General features: G+C 41.4%; 21 protein-coding genes. 13 read left to right on the forward strand and 8 right to left on the reverse strand.

What is annotated here, in order from left to right:
* Positions 1-65: 65 nt before the first annotated feature.
* The 10 genes from HMPREF0766_RS02110 (at position 66) to HMPREF0766_RS02160 (ending at position 9,834) form a co-directional block, all read left to right on the forward strand.
* Positions 66-287 carry a heavy-metal-associated domain-containing protein gene (locus HMPREF0766_RS02110; protein ID WP_002993257.1) on the forward strand — a complete coding sequence of 74 codons (222 nt, stop codon included), beginning with the start codon at positions 66-68 and terminating at the stop codon, positions 285-287.
* 708 nt (positions 288-995) lie between these two features.
* Positions 996-1,877: a DUF3347 domain-containing protein gene (locus HMPREF0766_RS02120; RefSeq protein WP_037459498.1), complete on the forward strand. Its 882-nt coding sequence runs from the start codon at positions 996-998 to the stop codon at positions 1,875-1,877.
* Positions 1,878-1,891: 14 nt separating this feature from the next.
* The gene (locus tag HMPREF0766_RS02125) at positions 1,892-2,197 is read left to right on the forward strand and encodes a hypothetical protein (protein ID WP_002993263.1); all 306 of its coding nucleotides are present in this window, start codon (positions 1,892-1,894) and stop codon (positions 2,195-2,197) included.
* An 18-nt stretch (positions 2,198-2,215) separates the two neighbouring features.
* Positions 2,216-4,336 (forward strand): heavy metal translocating P-type ATPase, encoded by a 2,121-nt coding sequence (locus HMPREF0766_RS02130; protein WP_002993264.1) that lies wholly within the window; start codon positions 2,216-2,218, stop codon positions 4,334-4,336.
* A gap of 6 nt (positions 4,337-4,342) precedes the next feature.
* Positions 4,343-5,008: a DUF3347 domain-containing protein gene (locus HMPREF0766_RS02135; protein ID WP_002993266.1), complete on the forward strand. Its 666-nt coding sequence runs from the start codon at positions 4,343-4,345 to the stop codon at positions 5,006-5,008.
* 11 nt (positions 5,009-5,019) lie between these two features.
* Positions 5,020-5,544, forward strand: coding sequence for a DUF305 domain-containing protein (locus tag HMPREF0766_RS02140; protein ID WP_002993268.1), 525 nt, complete (start codon positions 5,020-5,022; stop codon positions 5,542-5,544).
* 26 nt (positions 5,545-5,570) lie between these two features.
* Entirely contained in the window at positions 5,571-5,990 is a 420-nt protein-coding gene (locus HMPREF0766_RS02145; protein ID WP_002993270.1) for a hypothetical protein, read from the forward strand.
* Between the two features lie 32 nt (positions 5,991-6,022).
* The gene (locus HMPREF0766_RS02150; protein ID WP_002993272.1) at positions 6,023-6,478 is read left to right on the forward strand and encodes a heme-binding domain-containing protein; all 456 of its coding nucleotides are present in this window, start codon (positions 6,023-6,025) and stop codon (positions 6,476-6,478) included.
* A gap of 13 nt (positions 6,479-6,491) precedes the next feature.
* The gene (locus HMPREF0766_RS02155) at positions 6,492-8,765 is read left to right on the forward strand and encodes a multicopper oxidase family protein (protein WP_037459500.1); all 2,274 of its coding nucleotides are present in this window, start codon (positions 6,492-6,494) and stop codon (positions 8,763-8,765) included.
* 226 nt (positions 8,766-8,991) lie between these two features.
* Complete coding sequence (locus tag HMPREF0766_RS02160) at positions 8,992-9,834, forward strand: RteC domain-containing protein (protein ID WP_002993275.1); 843 nt, start codon at positions 8,992-8,994, stop codon at positions 9,832-9,834.
* A 118-nt stretch (positions 9,835-9,952) separates the two neighbouring features.
* On the opposite strand, the gene HMPREF0766_RS02165 is transcribed toward HMPREF0766_RS02160, so the two are convergent.
* Positions 9,953-10,369, reverse strand: coding sequence for a helix-turn-helix domain-containing protein (locus tag HMPREF0766_RS02165; protein WP_002993276.1), 417 nt, complete (start codon positions 10,367-10,369; stop codon positions 9,953-9,955).
* Between the two features lie 7 nt (positions 10,370-10,376).
* On the reverse strand, positions 10,377-10,787 hold the full coding sequence (locus tag HMPREF0766_RS02170) for a helix-turn-helix domain-containing protein (protein WP_002993277.1): 411 nt from the start codon (positions 10,785-10,787) through the stop codon (positions 10,377-10,379).
* A 308-nt stretch (positions 10,788-11,095) separates the two neighbouring features.
* Here HMPREF0766_RS02170 and HMPREF0766_RS02175 point away from each other — a divergent pair, with 308 nt between their 5' ends.
* From HMPREF0766_RS02175 to HMPREF0766_RS02185, 3 genes are read left to right on the forward strand one after another with little or no spacing between them, the layout of a single operon-like run.
* The gene (locus HMPREF0766_RS02175; RefSeq protein ID WP_002993278.1) at positions 11,096-12,424 is read left to right on the forward strand and encodes a TlpA family protein disulfide reductase; all 1,329 of its coding nucleotides are present in this window, start codon (positions 11,096-11,098) and stop codon (positions 12,422-12,424) included.
* Between the two features lie 13 nt (positions 12,425-12,437).
* Complete coding sequence (locus HMPREF0766_RS02180) at positions 12,438-15,632, forward strand: SusC/RagA family TonB-linked outer membrane protein (protein WP_236581832.1); 3,195 nt, start codon at positions 12,438-12,440, stop codon at positions 15,630-15,632.
* 12 nt (positions 15,633-15,644) lie between these two features.
* On the forward strand, positions 15,645-16,994 hold the full coding sequence (locus HMPREF0766_RS02185; protein ID WP_002993280.1) for a RagB/SusD family nutrient uptake outer membrane protein: 1,350 nt from the start codon (positions 15,645-15,647) through the stop codon (positions 16,992-16,994).
* 30 nt (positions 16,995-17,024) lie between these two features.
* Here HMPREF0766_RS02185 and HMPREF0766_RS02190 read toward each other — a convergent pair whose 3' ends face one another.
* The 6 genes from HMPREF0766_RS02190 to HMPREF0766_RS02215 all read right to left on the reverse strand — a co-directional run bounded on the left by HMPREF0766_RS02190 (position 17,025) and on the right by HMPREF0766_RS02215 (position 22,719).
* Entirely contained in the window at positions 17,025-17,339 is a 315-nt protein-coding gene (locus HMPREF0766_RS02190) for a hypothetical protein (protein WP_002993282.1), read from the reverse strand.
* A 134-nt stretch (positions 17,340-17,473) separates the two neighbouring features.
* On the reverse strand, positions 17,474-17,773 hold the full coding sequence (locus HMPREF0766_RS02195) for a peptide ABC transporter substrate-binding protein (protein WP_236590562.1): 300 nt from the start codon (positions 17,771-17,773) through the stop codon (positions 17,474-17,476).
* Positions 17,774-17,792: 19 nt separating this feature from the next.
* Positions 17,793-18,320 carry a MauE/DoxX family redox-associated membrane protein gene (locus HMPREF0766_RS02200; protein WP_002993285.1) on the reverse strand — a complete coding sequence of 176 codons (528 nt, stop codon included), beginning with the start codon at positions 18,318-18,320 and terminating at the stop codon, positions 17,793-17,795.
* 144 nt (positions 18,321-18,464) lie between these two features.
* On the reverse strand, positions 18,465-19,409 hold the full coding sequence (locus HMPREF0766_RS02205) for an AraC family transcriptional regulator (RefSeq protein WP_002993288.1): 945 nt from the start codon (positions 19,407-19,409) through the stop codon (positions 18,465-18,467).
* 335 nt (positions 19,410-19,744) lie between these two features.
* Positions 19,745-20,638 carry an ORF6N domain-containing protein gene (locus HMPREF0766_RS02210; RefSeq protein WP_002993291.1) on the reverse strand — a complete coding sequence of 298 codons (894 nt, stop codon included), beginning with the start codon at positions 20,636-20,638 and terminating at the stop codon, positions 19,745-19,747.
* The gene (locus HMPREF0766_RS02215) at positions 20,635-22,719 is read right to left on the reverse strand and encodes a type IA DNA topoisomerase (protein WP_002993293.1); all 2,085 of its coding nucleotides are present in this window, start codon (positions 22,717-22,719) and stop codon (positions 20,635-20,637) included. The genes HMPREF0766_RS02210 and HMPREF0766_RS02215 overlap by 4 nt, the downstream gene beginning before the upstream one ends.
* Positions 22,720-22,721 lie beyond the last annotated feature (2 nt).

Consider the following 22,721-nt stretch of genomic DNA (forward strand, 5'->3'; position numbering starts at 1 on the left):
ACAACAATAACTAACTGAATAGTACGGAAATTTGCATTATCAGATAACTCTAAAATTTGTAAACAATGGAAAATAAACAATTTCAATTCAAGACGAACATCAATTGCGGCGGCTGTATCGCATCTGTAAAGCCGCACTTGGACAAGGCAGAGGGCATCTGCCATTGGGAAGTGGACACGGCCAACAAGGACAAAGTACTTACCGTGAAGTCCGAGGGCATTACCGAGCATGAAGTAATATCGACCGTGCAAAAGGCAGGCTTCAAAATAGAACCTTTGGATGCCTAAGCCAGCAACTTTTTGAAATGCCCTTTTTCCGACCGAATTTCCATGAGGTTGGGTTGATGAAAAAGGGCATTTTATCAATTCTGAAAAAAGGCGATAGGTTATTGCGTATATGGCATTATTTTTCCATATAGCAAAAAAAACGTAAAACGATATAAAAAACCAATCTAATTTGTAACTTTGTTGCGTTGAAAAATTATAGAATACATATAGGCATTTTGACATTGTTCTGTTTGGTTTTCTTTATGATACCAAGTCAGAGCTATGCCTGTTCCAAAAATTCAACAAAGACCGAGCAGTCTTCCTGCTCAAAGGAGAAATCCAAAAAATCAGAACATACAAAAGGTTGCAAGAGCAAATCCTGTAAAAAATGCAAAAGTGACAAATGCGGGGGCGGTTGTTCCCACAGCTCTTGCAGGTGCGGTGCTTCAACCACTTCCCTAAATGTCCCAACCGTAATCGAATTAAAGGCAAAAGATCACTTAGCAGCAGCTAAAAAGCAAAAATTCGCTTTCAAAGAAGCCTATTATTCTTCGGGCTTTTTTTCCATTTGGCTACCGCCTAAAATAAGCTAAATTTATGGCCTGCCAGCCATAGGTATGTCCTGTCAGAAGCCGCTTCGGCTTTTTGCAAATCCCTTATTTGTATCATTTATTTAAAGTTTAAAACAGAAATGGGCTTTCAATACTTCATTTCTAAAAAGTAATTATTATGAAATCATTATCAAAAATAGTGATGGTAATCGCCGTATTACTATCCTCAATGAATGGTTTCGCACAAATCAAAAATGCGAAAACAGAAACCGTAAAGATTTACGGCAATTGTGGTATGTGTAAAACCACCATCGAAAAAGCAGGTAACATAAAAAAGGTAGCCAACGTGGACTGGAACAAAGATACCAAGATGGCTACGCTCACGTATGACAGCGAGAAAACAAATCAGGATGAAATCCTGAAACGTATCGCTTTGGCGGGTTATGATAGTGAGAAGTTCCGTGCGCCGGATGACGTATATGCGAAACTGGCTGAATGCTGCCAGTACGATAGACCTTTGAAGACAATTGCCCAAAACAAAGGGGCGGCAATGGACATGAAAGTCGGACATGGCAATCACAACCACGGTGAAATGGCAGCACCCGCTAACAAGGATGCAGCTCAAAATCAATCACAGCTAAAAGCTGTGTTTGACAACTACTTTTCAGTGAAAGATGCTTTGATAAAAACCGATGAGGCAACTGCATCTGCCAAAGCCGCTGAATTGGCTGCATCCCTTAAAGCAGTCGATATGAACAAGCTTTCGGCAGAGGAACATACGGCTTGGATGAAAGTAATGCAGGACTTGACAGCTAATGCGGAAAGCATTTCAAAATCAAAAGACGTTGCAAAACAAAGAAGTGCTTTTGCGGCACTTTCGGGAAGCATCTACATACTGGCTAAAGTGTCTAAACAGGATACACCAGTTTATTACCAGCACTGTCCTATGTACAATGGAGGTAAGGGGGCCAATTGGCTAAGTAAAGAGAATGCCATTAAAAACCCATATTACGGCTCACAGATGCTTACCTGCGGCAGTACGGTCGAAACCATTAAATAACAGGTCGGAAAGCTATGGAACAGTATAGTGATATGGTGCAGGCTCTTAAAGACCTAAGACAACGTGGGTACAGTATTGATTTTAGTCTGTTGCCGGACTGCCTTTACTGTGCGTCAAAGAGCCTGAAACTAAAACCGGAGGATTTTACGGTTACGGAAACTCATAGGTTTGAAAGCCTCGACAGCAGTCCTGATAACAATGCCGTGATTTATGCCATATCGTCCAATGACGGTAAGAGCAAAGGGGTACTTGTTGATGCCTATGGTACTTATGCTGAAGAAATGACCCATGAGATGGTAAAAAAATTAAATGCAACATAACTTTTAAAATCCCTTGTTATGAAAAAATACACGTGTCCCATGCACCCGCAGGTGCTAAAAGACGAACCGGGCAAATGCCCTCTTTGTGGCATGGCATTGGTTCCCGGTGGCGGTACGTCAGCTTCTCATGAACACACGCCAGAACATGAGCATTCCGGGCATTCTCAACATGGCCATGATGACGAAAACTTTGATAAACATGAGGGGCATAATACAGGCGATTTCCTCACACGTTTTTGGATAAGCCTTGTCATTACAATCCCTATCCTGCTCCTGTCGCACATGATACAGCAATGGTTGGGTTTCTCCCTTGCTTTCAATGGCGATAAATATGTGCTGTTGGCATTGGGTACGGTGATTTATTGCTATGGAGGCTTACCGTTCCTAAAGGGAATGATTGGCGAGGTGAAAGCCAAAGCCATAGGGATGATGACACTTGTTGCCATTGCCATATCCGTAGCCTATGTTTATTCCGTAGCCGTTGTATTTGGCTTGCAGGGTATGGACTTCTTTTGGGAACTGGCAACCCTAATTGACATCATGCTGTTAGGGCATTGGCTGGAAATGCGTTCCCAAATGGCTGCTTCACGGGCATTACAGTCATTGGTGGCTTTGCTGCCCAACGATGTTACCGTGGAACGTGGCGGAGAAGCTGTAAAGATAAAGCTCGAAGACCTGCAAAGCGGTGAAACGGCTATCATAAAACCGGGAGAAAAAATTCCAGCCGATGGATTGGTACTGGAGGGGCTTTCGTATATCAACGAGAGTATGCTTACCGGGGAAAGTGTTCCCGTAAAAAAGGAAAAGGACGGAAAGGTCATCGCAGGCTCTATCAATGGCGATGGTGCGCTGAAAGTTAAGGTAACAGCCGTGGGAAAAGACAGCTACCTGAACAGGGTTATCAATCTTGTGCAGGAAGCGCAGGCTACTAAGTCTAATACACAGAACCTTGCGGACAAAGTTGCCAAATGGCTCACCTTTATTGCCATTGCCGTGGGCATAGGCACATTTGCCTATTGGTATGCAAGCAGTGGAGATATTGCCTTTGCGCTTGAAAGAATGGTGACGGTAATGGTAACGGCCTGCCCGCACGCATTGGGCGTGGCTATCCCGTTGGTGGTCGCCATTTCCACAACGCTTTCGGCGACCAATGGCCTGCTCATCCGCAACCGTACGGCATTTGAAACCACCCGAAAACTTTCCACCGTCATTTTTGATAAGACCGGAACGCTCACCAAAGGTTCCCATGCCGTAGAAAAGGTTATACCGTTAACAGACGAATATAATGCCGATGAGGTTATCCAGTATGCTGCCGCAGTACAGCAAAATTCGGAACACCATATCGCCAAAGGCATTATGGCTACATTGAAAGAAAAGAGCCTTGCCTTATGGAAGTCTGAAAACTTCAGCTATATGCAGGGCATAGGTGTTAAAGGTGTTGTGAACGGGAAAAATGTCGTAGCTGGCGGCCCGAATTATTTCACCGAAAACCACCTTTCCCTGCCGGAAATACCAAGCGAAATCAATCAGGAAGCCGAAACGGTCAACTTTGTCCTCATTGATGACCGGGTAATCGGCATCATTACTTTGGCAGACAGCATCCGTGAGGGGTCGGCACAGGCGATTGAGGAACTCAAAAAAATGGGCATCAAGTCCTTTCTGCTCACCGGGGACAACGACAGGATTGCTGCTGCCGTAGCCGGAAAATTGGGTATGGACGGGTATTTGGCTAATGTGCTTCCGCACAACAAGCAGGAGAAAGTAAAGGAGTTTCAGGCAAAAGGCGAAATCGTAGCAATGACTGGTGATGGTGTAAATGATGCACCTGCACTGGCACAGGCAGATGTGGGCATTGCCGTGGGTTCCGGTACGGACGTGGCTGCCGAAACAGCGGATATCATATTGGTAGACAGCGACCCGAGGGATGTGGTCAAACTGATTGACTTCGGCAAACTTACCTACAAAAAGATGGTACAGAACCTGATATGGGCGGTTGGCTACAACGTGGTGGCAATACCCCTTGCGGCAGGCGTACTCTATCCGAATTTTGTTTTAAGTCCCGCTATGGGTGCTGTGCTGATGAGTGTAAGCACCATTGTAGTGGCTATTAACGCAAGTTTTTTAAAAATCAAAAAATAAATAAAAATGAAAAATCTAACATTATCAATCATTGCTGTTATCATGGCATTTGTAACAGTATCATGCAATCAGGCATCCAACAAAAACGAGCAGTCTTCAAGTGATACTGCTGTTGTATCACAAGAACAGTCAGCTTCCCAACCAAAAGAGGATGATACGGTAGCTGCGCCCGTTGTGAGTGAAACTCCGAGCGGTCAGGAAGCAAAAGCAACAGGAAAAGAAGAAGCAAAAAACTTTTCTATTGCGCCCATAGTTACCGATTATCTGTCCTTAAAGAACGCCCTTGTTTCGGACGATGACAAAGCTGCCGCCAGTTCAGGGAAAAAGCTGTTAGCTACCCTGAATAAAGTGGACATGAAAGCCGTTCCTGCCGATAAGCACAAAAAGTACATGGACATAGCGGACGATGCTAAAGAACACGCAGAACATATCGGGGAAAATGTCGGCAACATCCACCACCAGCGGGAACATTTGGCCTCGCTTGGCGAAGATTTGAAAGACCTGATTGATTTGTTCGGTACATCGCAAACATTGTATCAGGACCATTGCCCGATGTTCAATGACGGTAAGGGTGCTGTTTGGTTCAGCGAAAACAAGGAAATCAAAAACCCTTACTACGGTTCTAAAATGCTGACCTGCGGTAAGGTGGAAAAAACAATTAACAGCAAATAAAATTCAGGGTTATGGAAAATATGCAAAACAGTCACCATGCGGGTCATTCCTCGGAGCATGGCACGCACAATACAAAACATGCTTCGGCCATGTACAAACGCTTTGCGGTGATGGCTGTAGCCATGTTCGCAGTGATGTATTTTATCATGTACGCCATGATTGACGGGTGGCAGAACCTGATACCCAATATCAACAATTTGTACATGACCCTGCTGATGACCTCGGCAATGCTGCTTATCGAATTAGCGATAATGAAAGTAATGTACCCCAACAGGAAGATGAATTGGGCGATAGCCATCATCTCGGTTGCTGTTGGCATCTTTTCATGGTTTGGTATCAGGGAACAAATCAATGTCGGGGACAAGCAGTTTGCAAAGGGTATGATACCCCATCACGCAGCAGCCATATTGATGTCCGAAAAGGCACACCTGACCGACCCGGAACTGATAGAGCTGCAAAAAAATATACTTAAAACCCAAGCGGAAGAAATTGAACTAATGAAGCGCAAGCTAAAAGAGTTTGAAGAAAGTAAATAATAAAATTTAAAAAAACAAGTTTGGACATGAACAAAATAATAATTGGCTTTATTTCCTTATTAACCCTGCTATTCACCGCTTGCGGTCAGGCGGGGTCAAATAAGGATGAAGCGGAACAGCAGCATTCGCAGGCAACTCCGGAAAGCAACGGACATACTACCCAAATAGGTGAATTGGTTCCATCGGATGAAGTCTGCATGGTCAACGATGCCTATATGGGCAAAAGGCAGTTTGACGTAAAATTTGATGGTAAAACCTATTACGGATGTTGCGAAATGTGTAAGGAACGTATTCCAAAAGATGCGACCGTGCGGATGGCGATAGACCCCTATTCCCATAAGCAGGTAGACAAAGCTAATGCGGTGATTGCTGTGACAGGAAATAACGGTGAAGTTTCTTATTTTGAAAACAAGGAGAATTATGCCAAGTATGTGAAAAAACAGTAGACACAAAAAGATGAAGCCACAATAAAATAATTATGACCATAAAGAAGAAAATCATATTGGGGCTGGCTGTCGTCCTGATTGCCATACAGTTCTTTCAGCCCTTACGGAACCAGGCGGTTGAAGTGCCAGCCACCCATATCGAAAGGGTGTACACCGTACCCCAAAATGTAAAGGCTATCCTTGTTCAGTCCTGTTATGACTGCCATAGCAACAATACCCATTATCCGTGGTACAGCCGTATCCAGCCCGGCGCATGGTACATGGCAGAGCATATAAAAAAGGGGAAAGAGGAACTCAACTTTAGCGAATTTGGCGACTATTCTGTCCGCAGGCAGCGAAACAAGTTCAGGGCTATGGCCGGGCAGGTTAAGGACGGGGAAATGCCATTGTCGTCATATACGCTAATTCATCGTAATGCAGTATTGTCACCGGAGGATAAGCAGGTTTTGATAGCGTGGTTTGGCACAATGGAAGACAGCATTAAATAAAATTTTTCAACGAATGAACAGATATAAAAAAATACCCATAAGAATATTGCAAACAGTGCTGATGCTGCTTTGCACGCAAACGCTGTTTGCACAGAGAGTAGTGCATTACGAGCTGTATGTAAAAGATACACTTGTCAACTATGCAGGTAAGCAAAAAAGGGCGATTGCCGTAAACGGGCAAATCCCCATGCCCACCCTTACCTTTACCGAGGGCGACACTGCCGAAATAGTGGTGCACAACCAATTGAAAGAAAGCACATCACTGCACTGGCATGGTGTGTTCCTGCCCAATAAAGAAGACGGTGTGCCCTGGCTTACGCAAAAGCCCATCGCACCGGGTACAACCTACACCTACCGTTTTCCGATTATCCAGCATGGCACGCACTGGTATCATTCGCACTCAGGCTTGCAGGAGCAGATAGGCATGTACGGTAGTTTTATCATGAAAAAAAGAGGCGACGATAAAACCTTTAGAAAAGGAATTGACGATTTGCCGACCGTCCCGATTATATTAAGTGAGTGGACAAATCTTAACCCGGATAACATCAACCGTATGCTACACAATGCAAATGATTGGGCGGCCATTAAGAAAGGTGCTACGCAATCGTACGTTGAAGCTATTAAGGAGGGAAAATTAGGCGTAAAGGTAAAAAATGAGTGGAAACGGATGCTGGCGATGGATGTCAGTGATGTTTACTATGATAAAATCCTAATAAATGGTAGCCATAGCACCGATTTGAAAACAATTGGTGGTAAAAAGCTAAAAGCAGGTGACAAAGTCAGATTACGCGTTTCCAATGGCGGGGCGTCTTCGTATTTCTGGCTAAGATATGCTGGAGGGAAAATTACAGTAGTAGCGAATGATGGAAATGATGTTGAGCCTGTAGAAGTGGATAGATTAATCATTGCAGTTTCTGAAACTTACGATATTGTAGTGACTATCCCTCAAGATGGGTTAGCATATGAGTTTTTAGCAACAACCGAGGACAGAACACAATCAGCAAGCTACTTTATAGGTGATGGGGTCAAACAGCTTATTTCCCCGCTCCCACGATTGAAGTATTTCGAGGGGATGAAGATGATGAACGATATGATGAAAATGAATGGCGATTTGGACGATATGGGCATGAAGATGAGCCTGAACCAAATGGACATGAATGTAGTGATGTATCCCGAAATTACCGGAGATGCAGCAAAGAAATCAGACCACAGCAAGCATGAAGGTATGAACATGGATGACGACCCTAACCGTTACAACGCTAATGCCTTGGGAGACATCAAAACATTAAATTATGCTATGTTGCAATCGCCTTACAACACCTCCCTTCCAAAAGATGCGCCTGTAAAAGAGTTGAAGTTCACACTTACTGGCAACATGAACCGCTATGTATGGAGCATGGATAATAAAATACTTTCGGAAACGGACAAAATACCTGTAAAAAAAGGAGAAATCCTACGGATTACCATTTATAATAATTCGATGATGCGGCATCCTATGCATCTTCACGGATTTGATTTTAGGGTGATAAACGGAAAAGGCGAAAAATCGCCGCTTAAAAATGTGTTGGATATCATGCCTATGGAAACGGATACCATTGAGTTTTTAGCAAATGAGGAAGGTGATTGGTTCTTTCATTGCCATATATTATATCACATGATGGCGGGAATGAACAGGGTGTTTGAAGTTGGAGACTACAATAACCCCTATTTACCTGACAAGGCAAAAGCCTATAAAGAATTGCAAAGAGAAAGTAATATGCCCCATTTTATGGCACAAAACGATTTTGCAACCAATGGTAATGATGGAGAAGCTATGCTAATGAATGCACGCTATCAATTAGGAACAGAATGGCGCTTAGGCTATAATAGTATGCACGGGTATGAAGTAGAAACTCACTTAGGTAGATACATTGGAAAGATGCAATGGTTCATGCCCTTTGTAGGTTTTGATTTTCGTTACCGGAAAATGGGAGAAGATGAGCACGAAAAGAACATATTTGGACAAACCAACAAGAAAGACACCCGCAAGGCGTTCAGTTTAGGGTTTATGTATACGTTACCTATGCTGGTCAATTTCCAGGCAGAAGTATATCACGATGGAATTGTAAGATTGCAGTTAATGCGCGAAGATATTCCAATTTCAAAAAGATTAAGAGGTGGCTTCATGGTAAATACCGACTTAGAATATATGGGGGAGCTTAGGTATATCATCAATAAAAATATAGGTATACGTACCCACTATGATAGTGATATGGGATTTGGTGTAGGGCTTGCATTGACATATTAAAATAAAATACCGGATGGTTGTAAACTGCAAACCGTAAAATTACGGCAAAATACAGTGGGTGATGCGGGGTATAATTCGTTTGGATTAACCTGCATCATACTACAACCCATCAGACAATACAACAGTTCCACCACCAGCATCATACTGGTTGTTCTTTCATGTAGTTGCATGGGCTAATACGAGCAGTATTAGCATTTCTATATTAATCAGTATCATATTTATCAAAATGAAACGAATGGATAAATTTTACAATGAAACATATCTTAAATTGGAAACAGAAATCCAAGAACTGGAGATTGAAAACGATAACCCGGTACAACGGACAGAAGCCATTATATACCGGATTGTGGAATGTCTGTCCGAAATTAAAGATTATGTTTTGAAACGAGGATTTACAAATGTTGATGAAGAAATCCGATTTTTTAAATATCAAAAGCCAGTCATTGTTTCAAAATTGATTTATTATAATGCCATTTACAAAATCGAGACGAGGAAGCCCTACGGGGCTAAGCGCATTAGAAAATATCTTAAAAAAGAATTGAAGAAGCTAAAAAGGTTTTTCGACAATAACATTGATTTTTATAAATATTACCGAAGCAACAACTCGTTTCTTGACGAGAAAATGTTTGTTCGGGGCAAGCACGATATAAAACTGTGGCTGGATACCTATTATTTTCAGTCCGACCAATCTTTTTCTACTTCCCACGATTATAAGGTAGCCAAGATAATGGCGAATGATTTGATACAGGTGTATCTCGAAGACCAGCTTTACTGCACCTACAAGCGTTTGTTTATAAAACGCACTGCTATTTCGGGGCTGAACTGGACAGGTAGTAAAGCTGCTTTGACAGAACTCATTTACTCCCTATACTACCAAAGCGTTCTCGATAATGGCAATACGGATATTAGGTTGATAGCGGAATATTTTGAAAATGCCTTTAATATTGATTTGGGAAACTTTTACCATACCTATCTCGAAATACGCAACCGGAAACGAAACCGTACCAAATTCCTTGATGCACTGCGGGATAACCTTATTAAGAAAATGGATGAGCAGGAGGAAAAATAATGACAGCGATAGAAAGAGAAACGGCGGACTTGCAGATCCGCCGTTTCTTTTAAAATTCTTCGCTTCTTGGTTACGAGGGAAGCCTGAATCTATCGTTATGCTTTAAAAGATACTTTAGTTATTTCTTATCTTTTGCTTTCTGAAAATGTTCCCGTTCCATTCTCAATAATTCTTCAAACAGCTTGGTTGCCTGCTCAATTGAAAACTGATGATTATTTTCAATTCTTACTGTACCAACCATAGCACCATTTGTCGGTTCAACCTTTTCGTAAAAATTATTAGTATGGTAAAGAACCTGCCCCACATCAAATTTCTTCAAACCCTCTACGCTTACGCCAAGCGCAATAGCTACTTTTTCCAATCGTTCGTCATCCACGTTCTCGGTTTGTTCCAATTTAGATACAGCTTGCTTGGTCACACCCATACGCTCTGCCAAATCCTTTTGCGTAATACCTACCAATCGCCTTGCACTGCCAATTTTTATACCCATGTGGTTTTTCCCCTCCAAATACACGGTTTCTTTTTCTTTTTCCATTGTTATTTTACGAATGATTTTTTTGGTTTATAAATAATTCCAGTTTCTCCCGCTCACTTTGCAACAACCGTTCGTATAACTCGACTACTTTATCTAACGGATTAATATTCTGCGTACTATTCTCACCATGTTGAACAGTACTATCTTTATAACTGTTGATATTATAAATAGCTCGTTCCACATCAAATTTCTTAATGAGGTCAGGGGTTACGCCTAATGCAAAAGCAAATCGTTCCAACATTTCCGGCTCTAAAACAGCTTCCCGTTCTATGGCAGAAATTTGTGGCTGGCTCATACCCAATTCATTAGCAAGCACTTCTTGCTTAATGCCCAAGTAAATACGGATACGCTGCGCATTTCTGCCCTGATGGTTTTCTTCCAGCGTTTCCAAAACGTGTACTTTGTCTTCCTCTTGCATATTTCATTGTCATTTGATAGCGTAAATATAATAAAAGACAACCAAAAAAGCATAATAGACAACCAAAATTACTTCAAAAAAATCTCCATTTCAACGTTATTTGGAACAAATAACTAATAGTGAGAAGATTGACAAACAATTATAAACAATATTACTTCCTTTCCCCAACGGGAGGGATAAAAAGCGATGTTTTGTTCTTCTCAAAGAAATTCAGCCTCCGCTGCATCATCAAAAGCCCGGATTAGCACGTCCTGCAACCATACTCGGAGCAATTAATCATTTCCCAATAACCATAATTTATAAACCCAATGGCGAATAAACTTATTCGTAATAGGATAACGATTTTTATAGCCTGCCATAACCCGGAACTGGTAACGGGCGGCAGGCACTTCCTAATTCTAATTTGTTTCATGTTGTTTGGTGTCGGCATAGCCCGTCCGCAGTCCCGAGAAGTCGGGACTGCAAACAACCAAAACATCACCGCTTTAAACATCGGCGACCAAATCCCTGATGCTCTTTGGAACACACCTTTGCAGGTGGTGAACCACCCGCAGGACAAAAAAAACATCACCCTTGCCGATTACAAAGGCAAGCTGATAATATTGGATTTTTGGAGTACGTGGTGCGGTACTTGTGTAGCTGCATTGCCAAGACTTCACGAACTGGAAAAGGAGTTTAAAGACGATGTTATCATTTTACCGATGACAGACCAGAAAGCCAACGAAATAAAAGCATTCTTAAAGAAGAATCGAGTACTTTCCCGATTAAACTTGTTTTCAGTTACCGATGACAATACATATAAATTCCATTTCCCTTACACCATGTTGCCGCATGAGGTATGGATTAGCAAATCCGGCGAAGTACAAGCTATTACACACTCATCTGATGTAACAAAGGAAAATATTACTTCGGCATTGAAAGGCAATGCAAATAGCATTGCACAGAAAAAGGACAACCTTACCTATGATGACACACGTCCATTACTGCTTAATAATAATGGTGCTGACGGGGATTTTTTTGTTAGCAGAAGTATTATTACGTTAGCCATAGAAGGCATTCCTCGTTCAAATGCTCTACCAAAAGTGAACGAAAAAGATAGCACCTTTCGGGTACTATCTACCAATGCTGACATCCGCCGTATGTACGAACTTGCATTTAGAGAATTGCTAACAATGCCACCTAACCGGACAAAGCTGGAGTTGAAGGAACCATTTTCTGTTTCGGAGAAAAGGTTTTTACAGGATAAGTATTGCTACGAATGGATTGCCCCATTGTCAGTATTGAAGCACTTTCCCCAAAAAGTACAGGCTGACCTCAATTATCACTTTGGCATAAATGGGCGTATGGAAAAACGTAATACAAAATGCTATACCATTAAGATTATAGGGAAAACGACAATAATCCCCAATAAACCCGAAGACGGCTTACAATACCTTTCGGCTTGGGTAAACAAGACCAATAAAGATATACAGCATATTCCTGTTGTAAATGATTTTACTGACGAAAAAATAGCCATCCCAAAAATAGCACATGCTATTGAGGATGTGGAAGCTGTTAACAGGCAACTTAAACCATTCGGTATTGCCATCGTGGAAGATGAAAGAGTGCTGGATTTTTTTGTCATTTCTGAACTATAAACCAAACTACTCAATGAAACGAACAATTACTTTTTTACTCATACTTTTTTCAGTTACCAATACCATTGCCCAAAACATATCCAACATTCGGGGTAAGGTAGTCAATAATGAAAATGGTCAGCCCGTAGCAGGTGCTACGGTCAAATTGTTGAACCGCAGTCAGAATAACACCGTACAAACTGATGAAGACGGAAATTTTGAATTTACAAATAAAGCATTCCCTTTAGCAGTTAGTGTTAGTTACATTGGATTAGCAGATACGACATTTGTCCTTTCTGCTGCTCCACAAAACCCATTGACGGTGCATCTAAATCCGGCAAGCAATACTTTAAGCGAAGTAGTGGTATCCACGGGTATTCAAAAAATACCCAAAGAAAGAGCCACAGGGTCATTTGACCATATCGACAACGAATTGTTTAATCGTCAAATCTCTACCGATGTATTGAGCAGGTTGGACGGTATTGCCAGTTCAGCAATGTTTGATAACAGACCCGGTGTAGGCAGTAACAATTTGAGCATACGAGGTCTAAGCACTATTTTTTCCAATACGAAACCATTAATCATACTGAATAATTTTCCCTACGAGGGCAATATAAATGATATTAACCCGAACGATGTGGAAGATATTACCATTCTAAAGGATGCAACCGCAGCCTCTATATGGGGCGTAAGAGCCGGAAACGGTGTAATCGTTATAACGACCAAGAAAGCCAAACGGAACCAGCCGCCTGCCATATCGTTTAACAGCAATATGACTCTTATTCAAAAGCCGGATATGATGCAACTGCCTTATATGTCTTCTGCGGATTATATAGGTGTCGAAAAAATGCTTTTTGACAATAACTTTTACGATGCCAATGAGCAGTTAGGCTACGTGCCATTATCCCCCGCAGTGGAATTAATGTATAAAAATAAACACGGGTTACTAACCGATGCCGCATTGCAACAAGGGCTGAACGAATTAGCGCAATACGATATACGTCGGGAATTGAATAAATACGTTTACAGGAAAGGGCTAAACCAGCAATATTCCCTAAACGTGAGTGGGCAGAGCGAAAATGTAAGCTATTATCTTTCTGGTGGCTATGATGACAATACCAGCACCACCGATGGAGGTTATAAACGGTATAATCTACGTTCTGACAATACGTTTCGACTTTCCAAAAAATTGAGTTTGGATGCCGCCTTGTTTTTTACCCATACCTTCACAAACGCAGGAAGACCTACCAATTTTTCTTCGTTACCTTATGCCCGTATTGCGGACGAAAATGGAAACGCTTTACCAATAGACCGATATTATCGGTCAAACTATATTCAGGAAACAAAACAAAATGGATTATTAGATTGGACGTATCGTCCATTGGACGAAATAAACCTCATCAACAATAAGCAGAAAACAAACAGCCTGATATTGAATACAGGGCTGAATTATGACATTGGCAAAGGGCTGATTGTAGAAATCAAATACCAATATGAAAACGCACAGGGAGCAGGAAAAGATATACGGAGCATGGCATCCTATTATACCCGTGATAGGATAAATACCTATACACAGGTTGGTACGGATGGAGCGTTATTCCGCCCAATACCTTTGGGCGATATCTTAAATGAATCAACAAACAGCTTCACGTCGCAATCTCTCCGTTTACAACTGAATTACTCCAAAACTTGGGATAAACACCAGCTAACAGGTCTTGCTGGAGCAGAGGCTCGTCAGGCAAACACCACTCTAACACAGTCTACACAATATGGTTATAATCCCCATATTTTGACGACTATCGCAGTTAATTACGATACTGATTATACTTTGTACAGTCCCACAGGTGGAATTGCAAAAATTCCAAATCCATATTTTACATCCGAAACTAACGATAGGTTTATATCCTTTTTTACCAATTGGGCTTATACGTTTGATAACCGCTATAATCTTAACATTAGTGCAAGACAAGATGGCTCAAATCTGTTTGGAGTAAGGAGCAATCAACGGTTTACCCCACTTTGGTCGGTTGGTGGTAGCTGGCATCTGACGAATGAACGGTTTATCAATATTACATGGCTTGACCTGTTGAAGCTAAGGACGACTTTCGGTTATAGCGGTAACCTCAATCGCAATGTTTCGGCTCTGCCCACAATGCGTTATTACAATGGTGGAAATTTAATAAATACGCCTTATGGTGTATTAGTTAATCCACCGAACGAAAATCTTCGTTGGGAAAAGAACGGGCAGTTCAATGTAGGGTTTGACTTTGCTGTTTTAAAACAACGTTTAAGCGGTACATTTGAATACTATCACAAGAAAAATACCGACCTTATTGGTTATATGCCTATCGACCAAACCACAGGTGCAATAGGTTCCTTAAGTAGCCGAGGGTTCACTTATCTTGGAAATTCGGCTTCCATGACCGGAAACGGAATAGATATACAATTGCATAGTGTCAATATCCGTAAAGCATTTGAATGGCGGACAGACTTGCTGTACAGTACCGTAAAAACTAAAATAACGGAATATCTTGCCGAGACAAGAGACCTCAATAATTATCTTAATAGCGGATTGGTTATTTCGCCCATCATTGGAAAACCCGCCTATTCTATTTTTGCATTTCGATGGGCTGGTCTTGACCCCGAAACAGGCGACCCTATGGGCTACCTTCATGGCGAAGTAAGCAAAGATTATGCAGCCATCCGCAACGAAACCACACCAGAAGAACTGATTTATTATGGCTCCGCCACTCCTACACATTTCGGTGCTTTAAGAAATACGTTCTCATGGAAAGGGTTAAGTCTTTCATTCAATATCAGCTATAAATTAGGGTTCTATTTCAGGAGAAACAGCGTGTACTATAACGCAATATTCAATGGCACAGGTTCGCATTCGGATTTTAGTCTAAGATGGCAAAAGCCGGGTGATGAAGTCACCACACAGATTCCGTCAATGGTCTATCCGAATAATAACAATCGGGATGGCTATTTTTATCCACGTGCCGAAGTGCTGATTTCAAAGGGAGACAATATACGCTTACAGGACATCAACCTTAGTTACCAAATTAAATCATTGGAAAACAAATGGAAACTGAAAAGATTGGAGGTATTGATGTACGCTACCAATTTAGGGACGATATGGAAAGCGGATAAACATAACGTCGACCCGGAATTTGGAGATTTATCACCACTAAGAACTTTTTCATTTGGTTTAAGAGCAGGCTTTTAAAATTTAGAAACTATGACACGATATATAATAATATTACTGATTACAATAATCACATTTTCAGGATGTGAAAAATATTTGGACGTTAAACCGGATAAATCGCTTGTCGTACCGACCACGGTTGCAGACCTTAGAGCATTATTGTATAACACATCGAGAATGAATAGCTGGTATCCCTCAATTCAGGATGGTGCTACGGATAATCAATTTGTACAAACAGAAAATTTGAATAGATTCACTTCATTAACAGCAAAAAACATCTATACATGGAATGATGATGTATTTAACGATGATGAAACCAACGAATGGTCGATGATGTATGCAGCAATCTACTCATGCAATTTGATTTTGGAGCAGTTGGAGAAAATTGAACCTGTTCCGGTAGAAAAAAACCAAATTGAGGGAGAGGCTTTGTTTTTCCGCTCCTTTGCATTTTACAATGTTGCCCAGCTTTGGGCAAAACCTTATGAGAAAAATACGGCACAAACAGACTTAGGTATTCCACTAAGGTTAAAATCTGATATTGGTGAGAAATCTATAAGGTCATCGGTTGAAGAAACTTATACTAAAATTACCAATGACTTGAACAGGGCTGTTATACTTTTATCCGTCAATAGCCCATATAAAACAACACCAACGAAGCAGGCTGTCTATGGACTGTTAGCCCGCATATACTTATCAATGGAAGACTATGATAAAGCACTATCTTACGCAGACACTTGTTTAAGCTATTCAGATGCTTTACTTGATTACAATACATTAACAATGGGGTCGGCAACCTCATTCCCGATACCTCGCTATAATGAAGAAATAATTTTTCATGCTAACGATTTTGGGCGTATGGTGATGAGCATTACCTATGGAAGAATTGATAGCAACCTATATAAGTCTTATGAATCGAACGATATTAGAAAAACAGCTTTCTTTAGAAACAGAGCGGGCTATTATTCCTTTAGGGGAAATTACGATGGCAATTCAGGAATGTGGTTTGCCGGAATTTCTACCAACGAAATCTATCTGATAAAAGCTGAATGTGAAGCAAGAGCAGGAAATATTACCACGGCTTTACAGACCGTAAACGAACTATTAAAAAATCGCTATAACAGTACATTTATTCCATTCAGTTCGGACAATGATGAAACTGTATTAAGGTTTATCTTGGATGAGCGAAGAAAGGAATTAATATGGCGGGGATTACGGTGGTCGGATTTAAGACGATTGAACAAGGACAGCCGTTTTTCAAAAACGATAACAAGAAATATTGACGGAAAGATTTATACATTAGAGCCAAACAGTCCAAAGTATGTCTTGCCCATACCCAATAGTGTGATACTTAACAACGGTATGCAACAAAACGAGCGGTAACAAGGTTCAGCATAATACCGCAAATAATTATTATTCTATCCTTGTATATATAGACGAAATAACTGTATTCATATCAGGGTGTTCAGTATCTCCAATGAGTGGTTTTGCCTTAATAGCACACAATATATCATTTCCCGTTATACACGGAGGTGCTGTACTACCATTTTCATTAACAAGTGCGAAATTTTCTGGGTTGGAGATGTTACCATCTCCCGTTTCATCTGTATAGGCAAACCATTTTTCTCCAGCAAGACTGGCGTTTTTCATTACCGAAAAGGACATTGTTACAGATGCAATGGTTACCGCTGCCAGTGCAAATAGGTTATTTTTTATTTTTTTCATCATTTTAAAATTTTGAGGTTGAAGAAATGGTCTTTTCCTTTGGATGATTAAATCTAATTAACGAAAGTATTCTCTAAATAGAGTGTGAACATGGGATAATCCTTGTTCACACTCTTTCAAATTATTTACTGAAAAAGCTATTGCAGCTTTCTTTCTCTGTCGTCAATAACAGTACCTAAATTGGGATGTTCTTCACCACCAATCATCACAGGTTGAGCCTTAACCGCACAGATTTCGTCACTTCCTTCAGAACACGTAGGCGGATTAGCGCCATCACTTGGCGTGAGTATATAATTTTCAGGATTGTTGGGATTTCCATCTCCGGTTTCATCAGTGTACTCAAACCATTTTTCTCCTGCAAAACTGGCGTTTTTCATCACGGTAAACGACATGGTTACAGCTGCAATGGCTATTGCTACTACAGCAAATAGGTTCATTTTTAATTTTTTCATCGCTTTAAAATTTTGATGTTAAAAAATACTTTTTTATATGTCTTTTGGCAGACGCGCCCTCGGTAGCTTCGCCTCCGGCGTTGCTACCTCGTAATTTATGCCATAAGTAAAGCCCCAAAATGCTTAGGGAAAGGAAAAAGAGATTAAAGAAAAAATGCTGTGTCCAGTTCATACCACTTATCACCGAACCACACCCGCATGGTAATTTTTCCCATGCACCCATAAGAGCCACAGCGATATATGCTGTAAAAGCGGTCATTAATACGGTAGATAGTATTAGACCTGCTTTGCGATACTTTTCCATTACCAATGCCAGCACTGTTATTAACTCCAATGCCGGGAGCGAGTATATTAGGATATATCCTATGCTATCTGAAAAAGGTTGGCGGAGAATGCCTCCTTTAAACGCTGTAAAGTCTGTTATTTTATCGATGCCTACGGGTATCCAAAGAAGCAGCAAAAGAATAATAACGACATTGAGTGTTATCCGTTTTCTTTTGATTTGGTTTTGATATGTAGCTGCTGTTTCCATTGTCTTTGTATCTTAATGATGGTTATCACCATCCTTTGATACAAAGTTCATCAAAGCCGTAAGCGTGTGAAAGACAAAATCGGTAAATATTGAGCAACTTTGTGTAAGAAATTTTCCGATTTTATCAATTTCGGGGAAATTCCGTTACCTGCGTTTCAGGTATTGCTCTAAAGCAGTACGAAATGGACGTTCATTGGTGTAGCCAACTTCCATATATACGTCTTTTATAGCTTTCCCTTGTTTTTCGATGAGGAACAAGGCGTGAGAAATGCGCAATTCGGTAATAAAATCCTGTACGCTTATGTGGTACTGGCGTTTGAAGATATTGAGCAAAGTACGTTCCGTAACGAAAAAGTATTCTGAAAGGAATTTTATGGTAAGCGCATTATCACAATAATGTTCCTGGATATAGGCTTTGATTTTATAAGCAAGGTCGGCTTTTTGGTCTTCTAACATTGTGTCGTAATGCTCCAGAAGGTAGCTGATATACTTGCGGAGATTGCCATCCAATGCCCCGATATTGGTCTGTGAATAACTGTATATTTTATACAGCCATCGGTGTATCTTCCTGTCCATCCTGCATTGGTACATGGTGTCGTAGGTGCGGTTATCGTGTTTAAAACGATGCAGGACGTTTTGGATATTAGGGTAGTTATGGTACATGCTTTCTATCCATTCAGGCAAAATACTTACCACGAGACAGATATGCATGCCTTTTTGGGCATAGGCGAAATACCTGCCCGAATCGTAATAGGACATGAGGAAGCTGTTAGGCTGCGTTTTTATAATCGGCTTACGGCTTTCAGTCATATACAACAATGTGCCTTTGAGCATAAAATAAAGGTACAGTTGCCGCTCTTGAATGTCGAAAGGAATATAAACAGGGTTGCTTACATTAAGCTGCACTAAATCTATAAAAAAAGGACTGTTTTTAATTTGCTGGCTCAATAGTTCATAATACGGCAGCGTAAAGCCCTGCCTTTGGACAGCGAAAGGTAATGGGTATTTGCTCCACTCCGGGAGGTCGTTGGGATTGGCTATCCACCTTTTAAATTCGCTTTCTATTTTTAGGATATAAGGTATTTCCATAGGCGGTAATTTATTCTCCTATCGGATGCCTTAATAAATTCCGCCCTCTTACTTCAATTCCACTTTTACGGTAAGGGGTTCCTGTAATCAAACGGATGGAATTTGATATAGGCTATACAAATCTGAACCATTCAAATGAATAAAAAACCCAAGTTGGGTAGAACTTGGGTAAAATTTTTTTTCAAACAATTGAAGCAAGTGGGAAAGAAAGTGTACCGGGGCGTGCCACCGTCTGCATTTAACCACCGCACAGAGGACGACCCAAAAATGCAACCGGGTCGGGCTATCCGCTATATCTTTTGCGGATCTTAAAGGACCACAAAAGGATGTCGCTGCTATCCCTCACGCAATATGCCATTTAGTAAACTAATCATCTTACTTGCCTCTGCGCTCATTTTGGAAAAGGCAAACCATTTCCTACCCAAATCCTTTAGTGATGCGCCGATGTGGTATAGTTCCGTACCGTCAATAATGAGGAAACGGTCATGGGCATGGGCAAATGCGTGTACATTGATAGCCGGATATTGACTGTTGTAGCGTTGTAAATCGAGTTGTAATTGATTACTGATATTTTTGGTGTAAATAGTGGCAGATACGGATTGCCCACGCTTTCCGAGTAGCGTTAGCACCGTATCATCCACATAGTTGTCTATAAGGATAATTGACCTTTGTGCGCTCCGTATAATATCGGCGACAAAGGTATAGGCATCAAATATCTGCCCGTCATAGAAAATACCTTTATCACTGTGCAGCTTCCCGCTTTCCAAAGCCTTAAAGATTTCCTCAAATTTGCCGTCCGCTTCAATCTGTTTGAGTTCGATTTTATCCATCCGGGAGAACAATGCGGCATTTCCGATTAACAATCTGCGCATTTCCACAAAGGCATTCATAATCTCGATGCTGACCTTTACAGCTATCTCGCTGCGCAAAACGGCGGACAGCATGGCGACCCCTTGCTCGCCAAAAACATAGGGCAGGTAACGCCTGCCGCCGTAATTTAAACTTGAGGTTCCAATTTGGAACCTCAAGTTTTCAGCTTCTTCTTCTGTTAATTGAAAGCAGAATGATTGGGGAAACCGCTCTATGTTTCTTTTTACGGCTTTGTTAAGGTTTTTTGTTTCGACCTGGTACAACTTGGCAAGGTCGCTGTCCAACATAACCTGTTTGCCCCGTATTGTGTAGATAAGGTTTTCTATTTCCTTTCGGCTTATGATTGCGTTGCTGTTCATCTCTTTTTATATGTGCTGTTGTCAAATTCAAACGATGTTTCATAGGTATCTTTCAGTACGATACGGGCATCAAACTTTTTGCCTGCTTTGCTTTTCATCCCTTTGATAAGGCTGGTCGTTCCTTTGTTTACGAGGTTCTCCACTTCGTTAAGGCTCAACCGTACCCCGCAGATATTGCGGAACAAAAGCCAGTTGCACGCTTCATCGGGACATTTGACCACCTTATCCCTGATGAGCAGTTTATGGGCTTTGCACTTTTGGCAGGTCAGTTCGTGCTGCTTTTCGCCCGCAATGCTGATGCTCAACAGTTCCTGCGTAACGGCCGAGGCGTAGGCTTCCATGGATTGGTGAAAATCCATAGCATCTGCCTCGTTGTTTTCAATCTTCTGCAAAGCCATTTCCCATTCGGCGGTCATAGCTACATCGGCAATTCTTTTGTCCTTTACAGCATCATAAACCTGCAATCCTTTTTCGGTAGGAACAAGGGATTTCTTTTCACGCTTGATATAATCCCGCTTAAAAAGCGTTTCGATTATTGCCGCTCTTGTAGCGGGTGTTCCAATGCCAATGCCTTGCAAGGCTTTACGCTCATCTTCATTCGCTATTTCCTTTCCGGCATTTTCCATTGCCGACAATAGTCCGGCTTCGGTAAACAGCACAGGTGGTTTTGTTTTCTTTTCCAAACAGGAGGCTTCTTTGATTTTCAATTCACCGCCTTTTTTCAGTTCGGGCAAATCCTGTATCGGTTCGGTATCTTCGTCCGAAAATGTTCCTTTGATCGAACGCCAGCCCGCTTCCAAAACTTTACAGCCTTTTAGCATAAAATCGTAGTGTGATACTTCCAATGCTATATCCGTTATTTCTTTAATGCAAGGCTGAGAGATAGCTTCGAGCAGTCGAAAGGCAATCATATCATAAACCTTTGTTTCGTCGGCATTGAGTGCAGACGGCACTTTGTCCGTGATGAGTATTCCGTGGTGGTCTGTTACACGCAGGTCATTCACGACACGTTTATTGAAGCGACCCCATTTTAATTTAGAAATAGCTTGCTTAAAGTTATCATTGTCCTGTAACGCTCTTACAAGATTAGGTATCTCACTCCACATATCTTCGGGTATATATTTGCTTCCGGTACGTGGATAGGTAATAAATTTCTTTTCATAAAGGTTCTGGGCAATATTGAGTGTTTGCTCTGCCGACAGGTTCAGCTTTTTATTGGCTTCTTTTTGCAAGCCTGTGAGATCAAAAAGCAAGGGGGGTTGCTCCGTGGTGTTTTTGTTTTCCACAGATATGACCGTTGCGGTTCCGTGTCTTTGGACCAGTCGTAATGTATCTTCCGCAAGCTTTTGTTCGTTCCATTTGGTTTTTGAGATACTCTTAAAATCAATATCCTCTTTGCGGTGCAATAGCTGAATTTGCCAATACTTTTTAATAGCGAAATTTTTATTTTCCAGATAGCGTTTACAAATCAAAGCCAATGTAGGTGTTTGCACCCTGCCCAGCGAATAAATGCCGTTGCCAGCGGCTATACTCAATGCCTGTGTCGCATTGATGCCGATCAGCCAATCGGCACGGCTTCTGCCTTGTGCAGCCTGAAATAAGCCGTCAAATTCTTTACCGTCTTTCAGGCTGTCAAACCCTTGCTTGATTGCTTTTTCAGTAAGCGAGCTTATCCAAAGCCGCTGAAAGGGCTTACGGCATTTCAGATATTCATAAATGTACCGAAAGATAAGTTCACCCTCACGACCTGCATCGGTAGCTACGATAATACTGTTGCTTTTATGGAATAGCTCCTTGATGACTTTCAGTTGCTTTAATGCTCCAGTATCGACTGTATAACCTTTGTCTTTTTTGACCTTACGAACAGTCAAAATAAACGGATTCGGGAGTATCGGCAAGGAAGCCTTGTCAAATCCCGAAATCCCATAATCTTCGGGCATTCCCAAACCGATAAGGTGTCCGAATGCCCACGTAACGAAATAGCCATTGCCCGTTAGATAACCGTCCTTTTTTTCGGAAACACCCAACAAGCTGGCTATTTCCCTTGCTACGCTTGGTTTTTCTGCGATAATTGTTTTCATAC

It is taken from the genome of Sphingobacterium spiritivorum ATCC 33861 (assembly GCF_000143765.1).
Taxonomy (GTDB): Bacteria; Bacteroidota; Bacteroidia; order Sphingobacteriales; family Sphingobacteriaceae; genus Sphingobacterium; species Sphingobacterium spiritivorum.

Bases quoted from the DNA above. Each gene is read 5' to 3' on its own strand.
- HMPREF0766_RS02110 (WP_002993257.1), top strand. From the start codon at position 66: ATGGAAAATAAACAATTTCAATTCAAGACGAACATCAATTGCGGCGGC.
- HMPREF0766_RS02120 (WP_037459498.1), top strand. From the start codon at position 996: ATGAAATCATTATCAAAAATAGTGATGGTAATCGCCGTATTACTATCC.
- HMPREF0766_RS02125 (WP_002993263.1), top strand. From the start codon at position 1,892: ATGGAACAGTATAGTGATATGGTGCAGGCTCTTAAAGACCTAAGACAA.
- HMPREF0766_RS02130 (WP_002993264.1), top strand. From the start codon at position 2,216: ATGAAAAAATACACGTGTCCCATGCACCCGCAGGTGCTAAAAGACGAA.
- HMPREF0766_RS02135 (WP_002993266.1), top strand. From the start codon at position 4,343: ATGAAAAATCTAACATTATCAATCATTGCTGTTATCATGGCATTTGTA.
- HMPREF0766_RS02140 (WP_002993268.1), top strand. From the start codon at position 5,020: ATGGAAAATATGCAAAACAGTCACCATGCGGGTCATTCCTCGGAGCAT.
- HMPREF0766_RS02145 (WP_002993270.1), top strand. From the start codon at position 5,571: ATGAACAAAATAATAATTGGCTTTATTTCCTTATTAACCCTGCTATTC.
- HMPREF0766_RS02150 (WP_002993272.1), top strand. From the start codon at position 6,023: ATGACCATAAAGAAGAAAATCATATTGGGGCTGGCTGTCGTCCTGATT.
- HMPREF0766_RS02155 (WP_037459500.1), top strand. From the start codon at position 6,492: ATGAACAGATATAAAAAAATACCCATAAGAATATTGCAAACAGTGCTG.
- HMPREF0766_RS02160 (WP_002993275.1), top strand. From the start codon at position 8,992: ATGAAACGAATGGATAAATTTTACAATGAAACATATCTTAAATTGGAA.
- HMPREF0766_RS02165 (WP_002993276.1), bottom strand. From the start codon at position 10,369: ATGGAAAAAGAAAAAGAAACCGTGTATTTGGAGGGGAAAAACCACATG.
- HMPREF0766_RS02170 (WP_002993277.1), bottom strand. From the start codon at position 10,787: ATGCAAGAGGAAGACAAAGTACACGTTTTGGAAACGCTGGAAGAAAAC.
- HMPREF0766_RS02175 (WP_002993278.1), top strand. From the start codon at position 11,096: ATGGCGAATAAACTTATTCGTAATAGGATAACGATTTTTATAGCCTGC.
- HMPREF0766_RS02180 (WP_236581832.1), top strand. From the start codon at position 12,438: ATGAAACGAACAATTACTTTTTTACTCATACTTTTTTCAGTTACCAAT.
- HMPREF0766_RS02185 (WP_002993280.1), top strand. From the start codon at position 15,645: ATGACACGATATATAATAATATTACTGATTACAATAATCACATTTTCA.
- HMPREF0766_RS02190 (WP_002993282.1), bottom strand. From the start codon at position 17,339: ATGATGAAAAAAATAAAAAATAACCTATTTGCACTGGCAGCGGTAACC.
- HMPREF0766_RS02195 (WP_236590562.1), bottom strand. From the start codon at position 17,773: ATGAACCTATTTGCTGTAGTAGCAATAGCCATTGCAGCTGTAACCATG.
- HMPREF0766_RS02200 (WP_002993285.1), bottom strand. From the start codon at position 18,320: ATGGAAACAGCAGCTACATATCAAAACCAAATCAAAAGAAAACGGATA.
- HMPREF0766_RS02205 (WP_002993288.1), bottom strand. From the start codon at position 19,409: ATGGAAATACCTTATATCCTAAAAATAGAAAGCGAATTTAAAAGGTGG.
- HMPREF0766_RS02210 (WP_002993291.1), bottom strand. From the start codon at position 20,638: ATGAACAGCAACGCAATCATAAGCCGAAAGGAAATAGAAAACCTTATC.
- HMPREF0766_RS02215 (WP_002993293.1), bottom strand. From the start codon at position 22,719: ATGAAAACAATTATCGCAGAAAAACCAAGCGTAGCAAGGGAAATAGCC.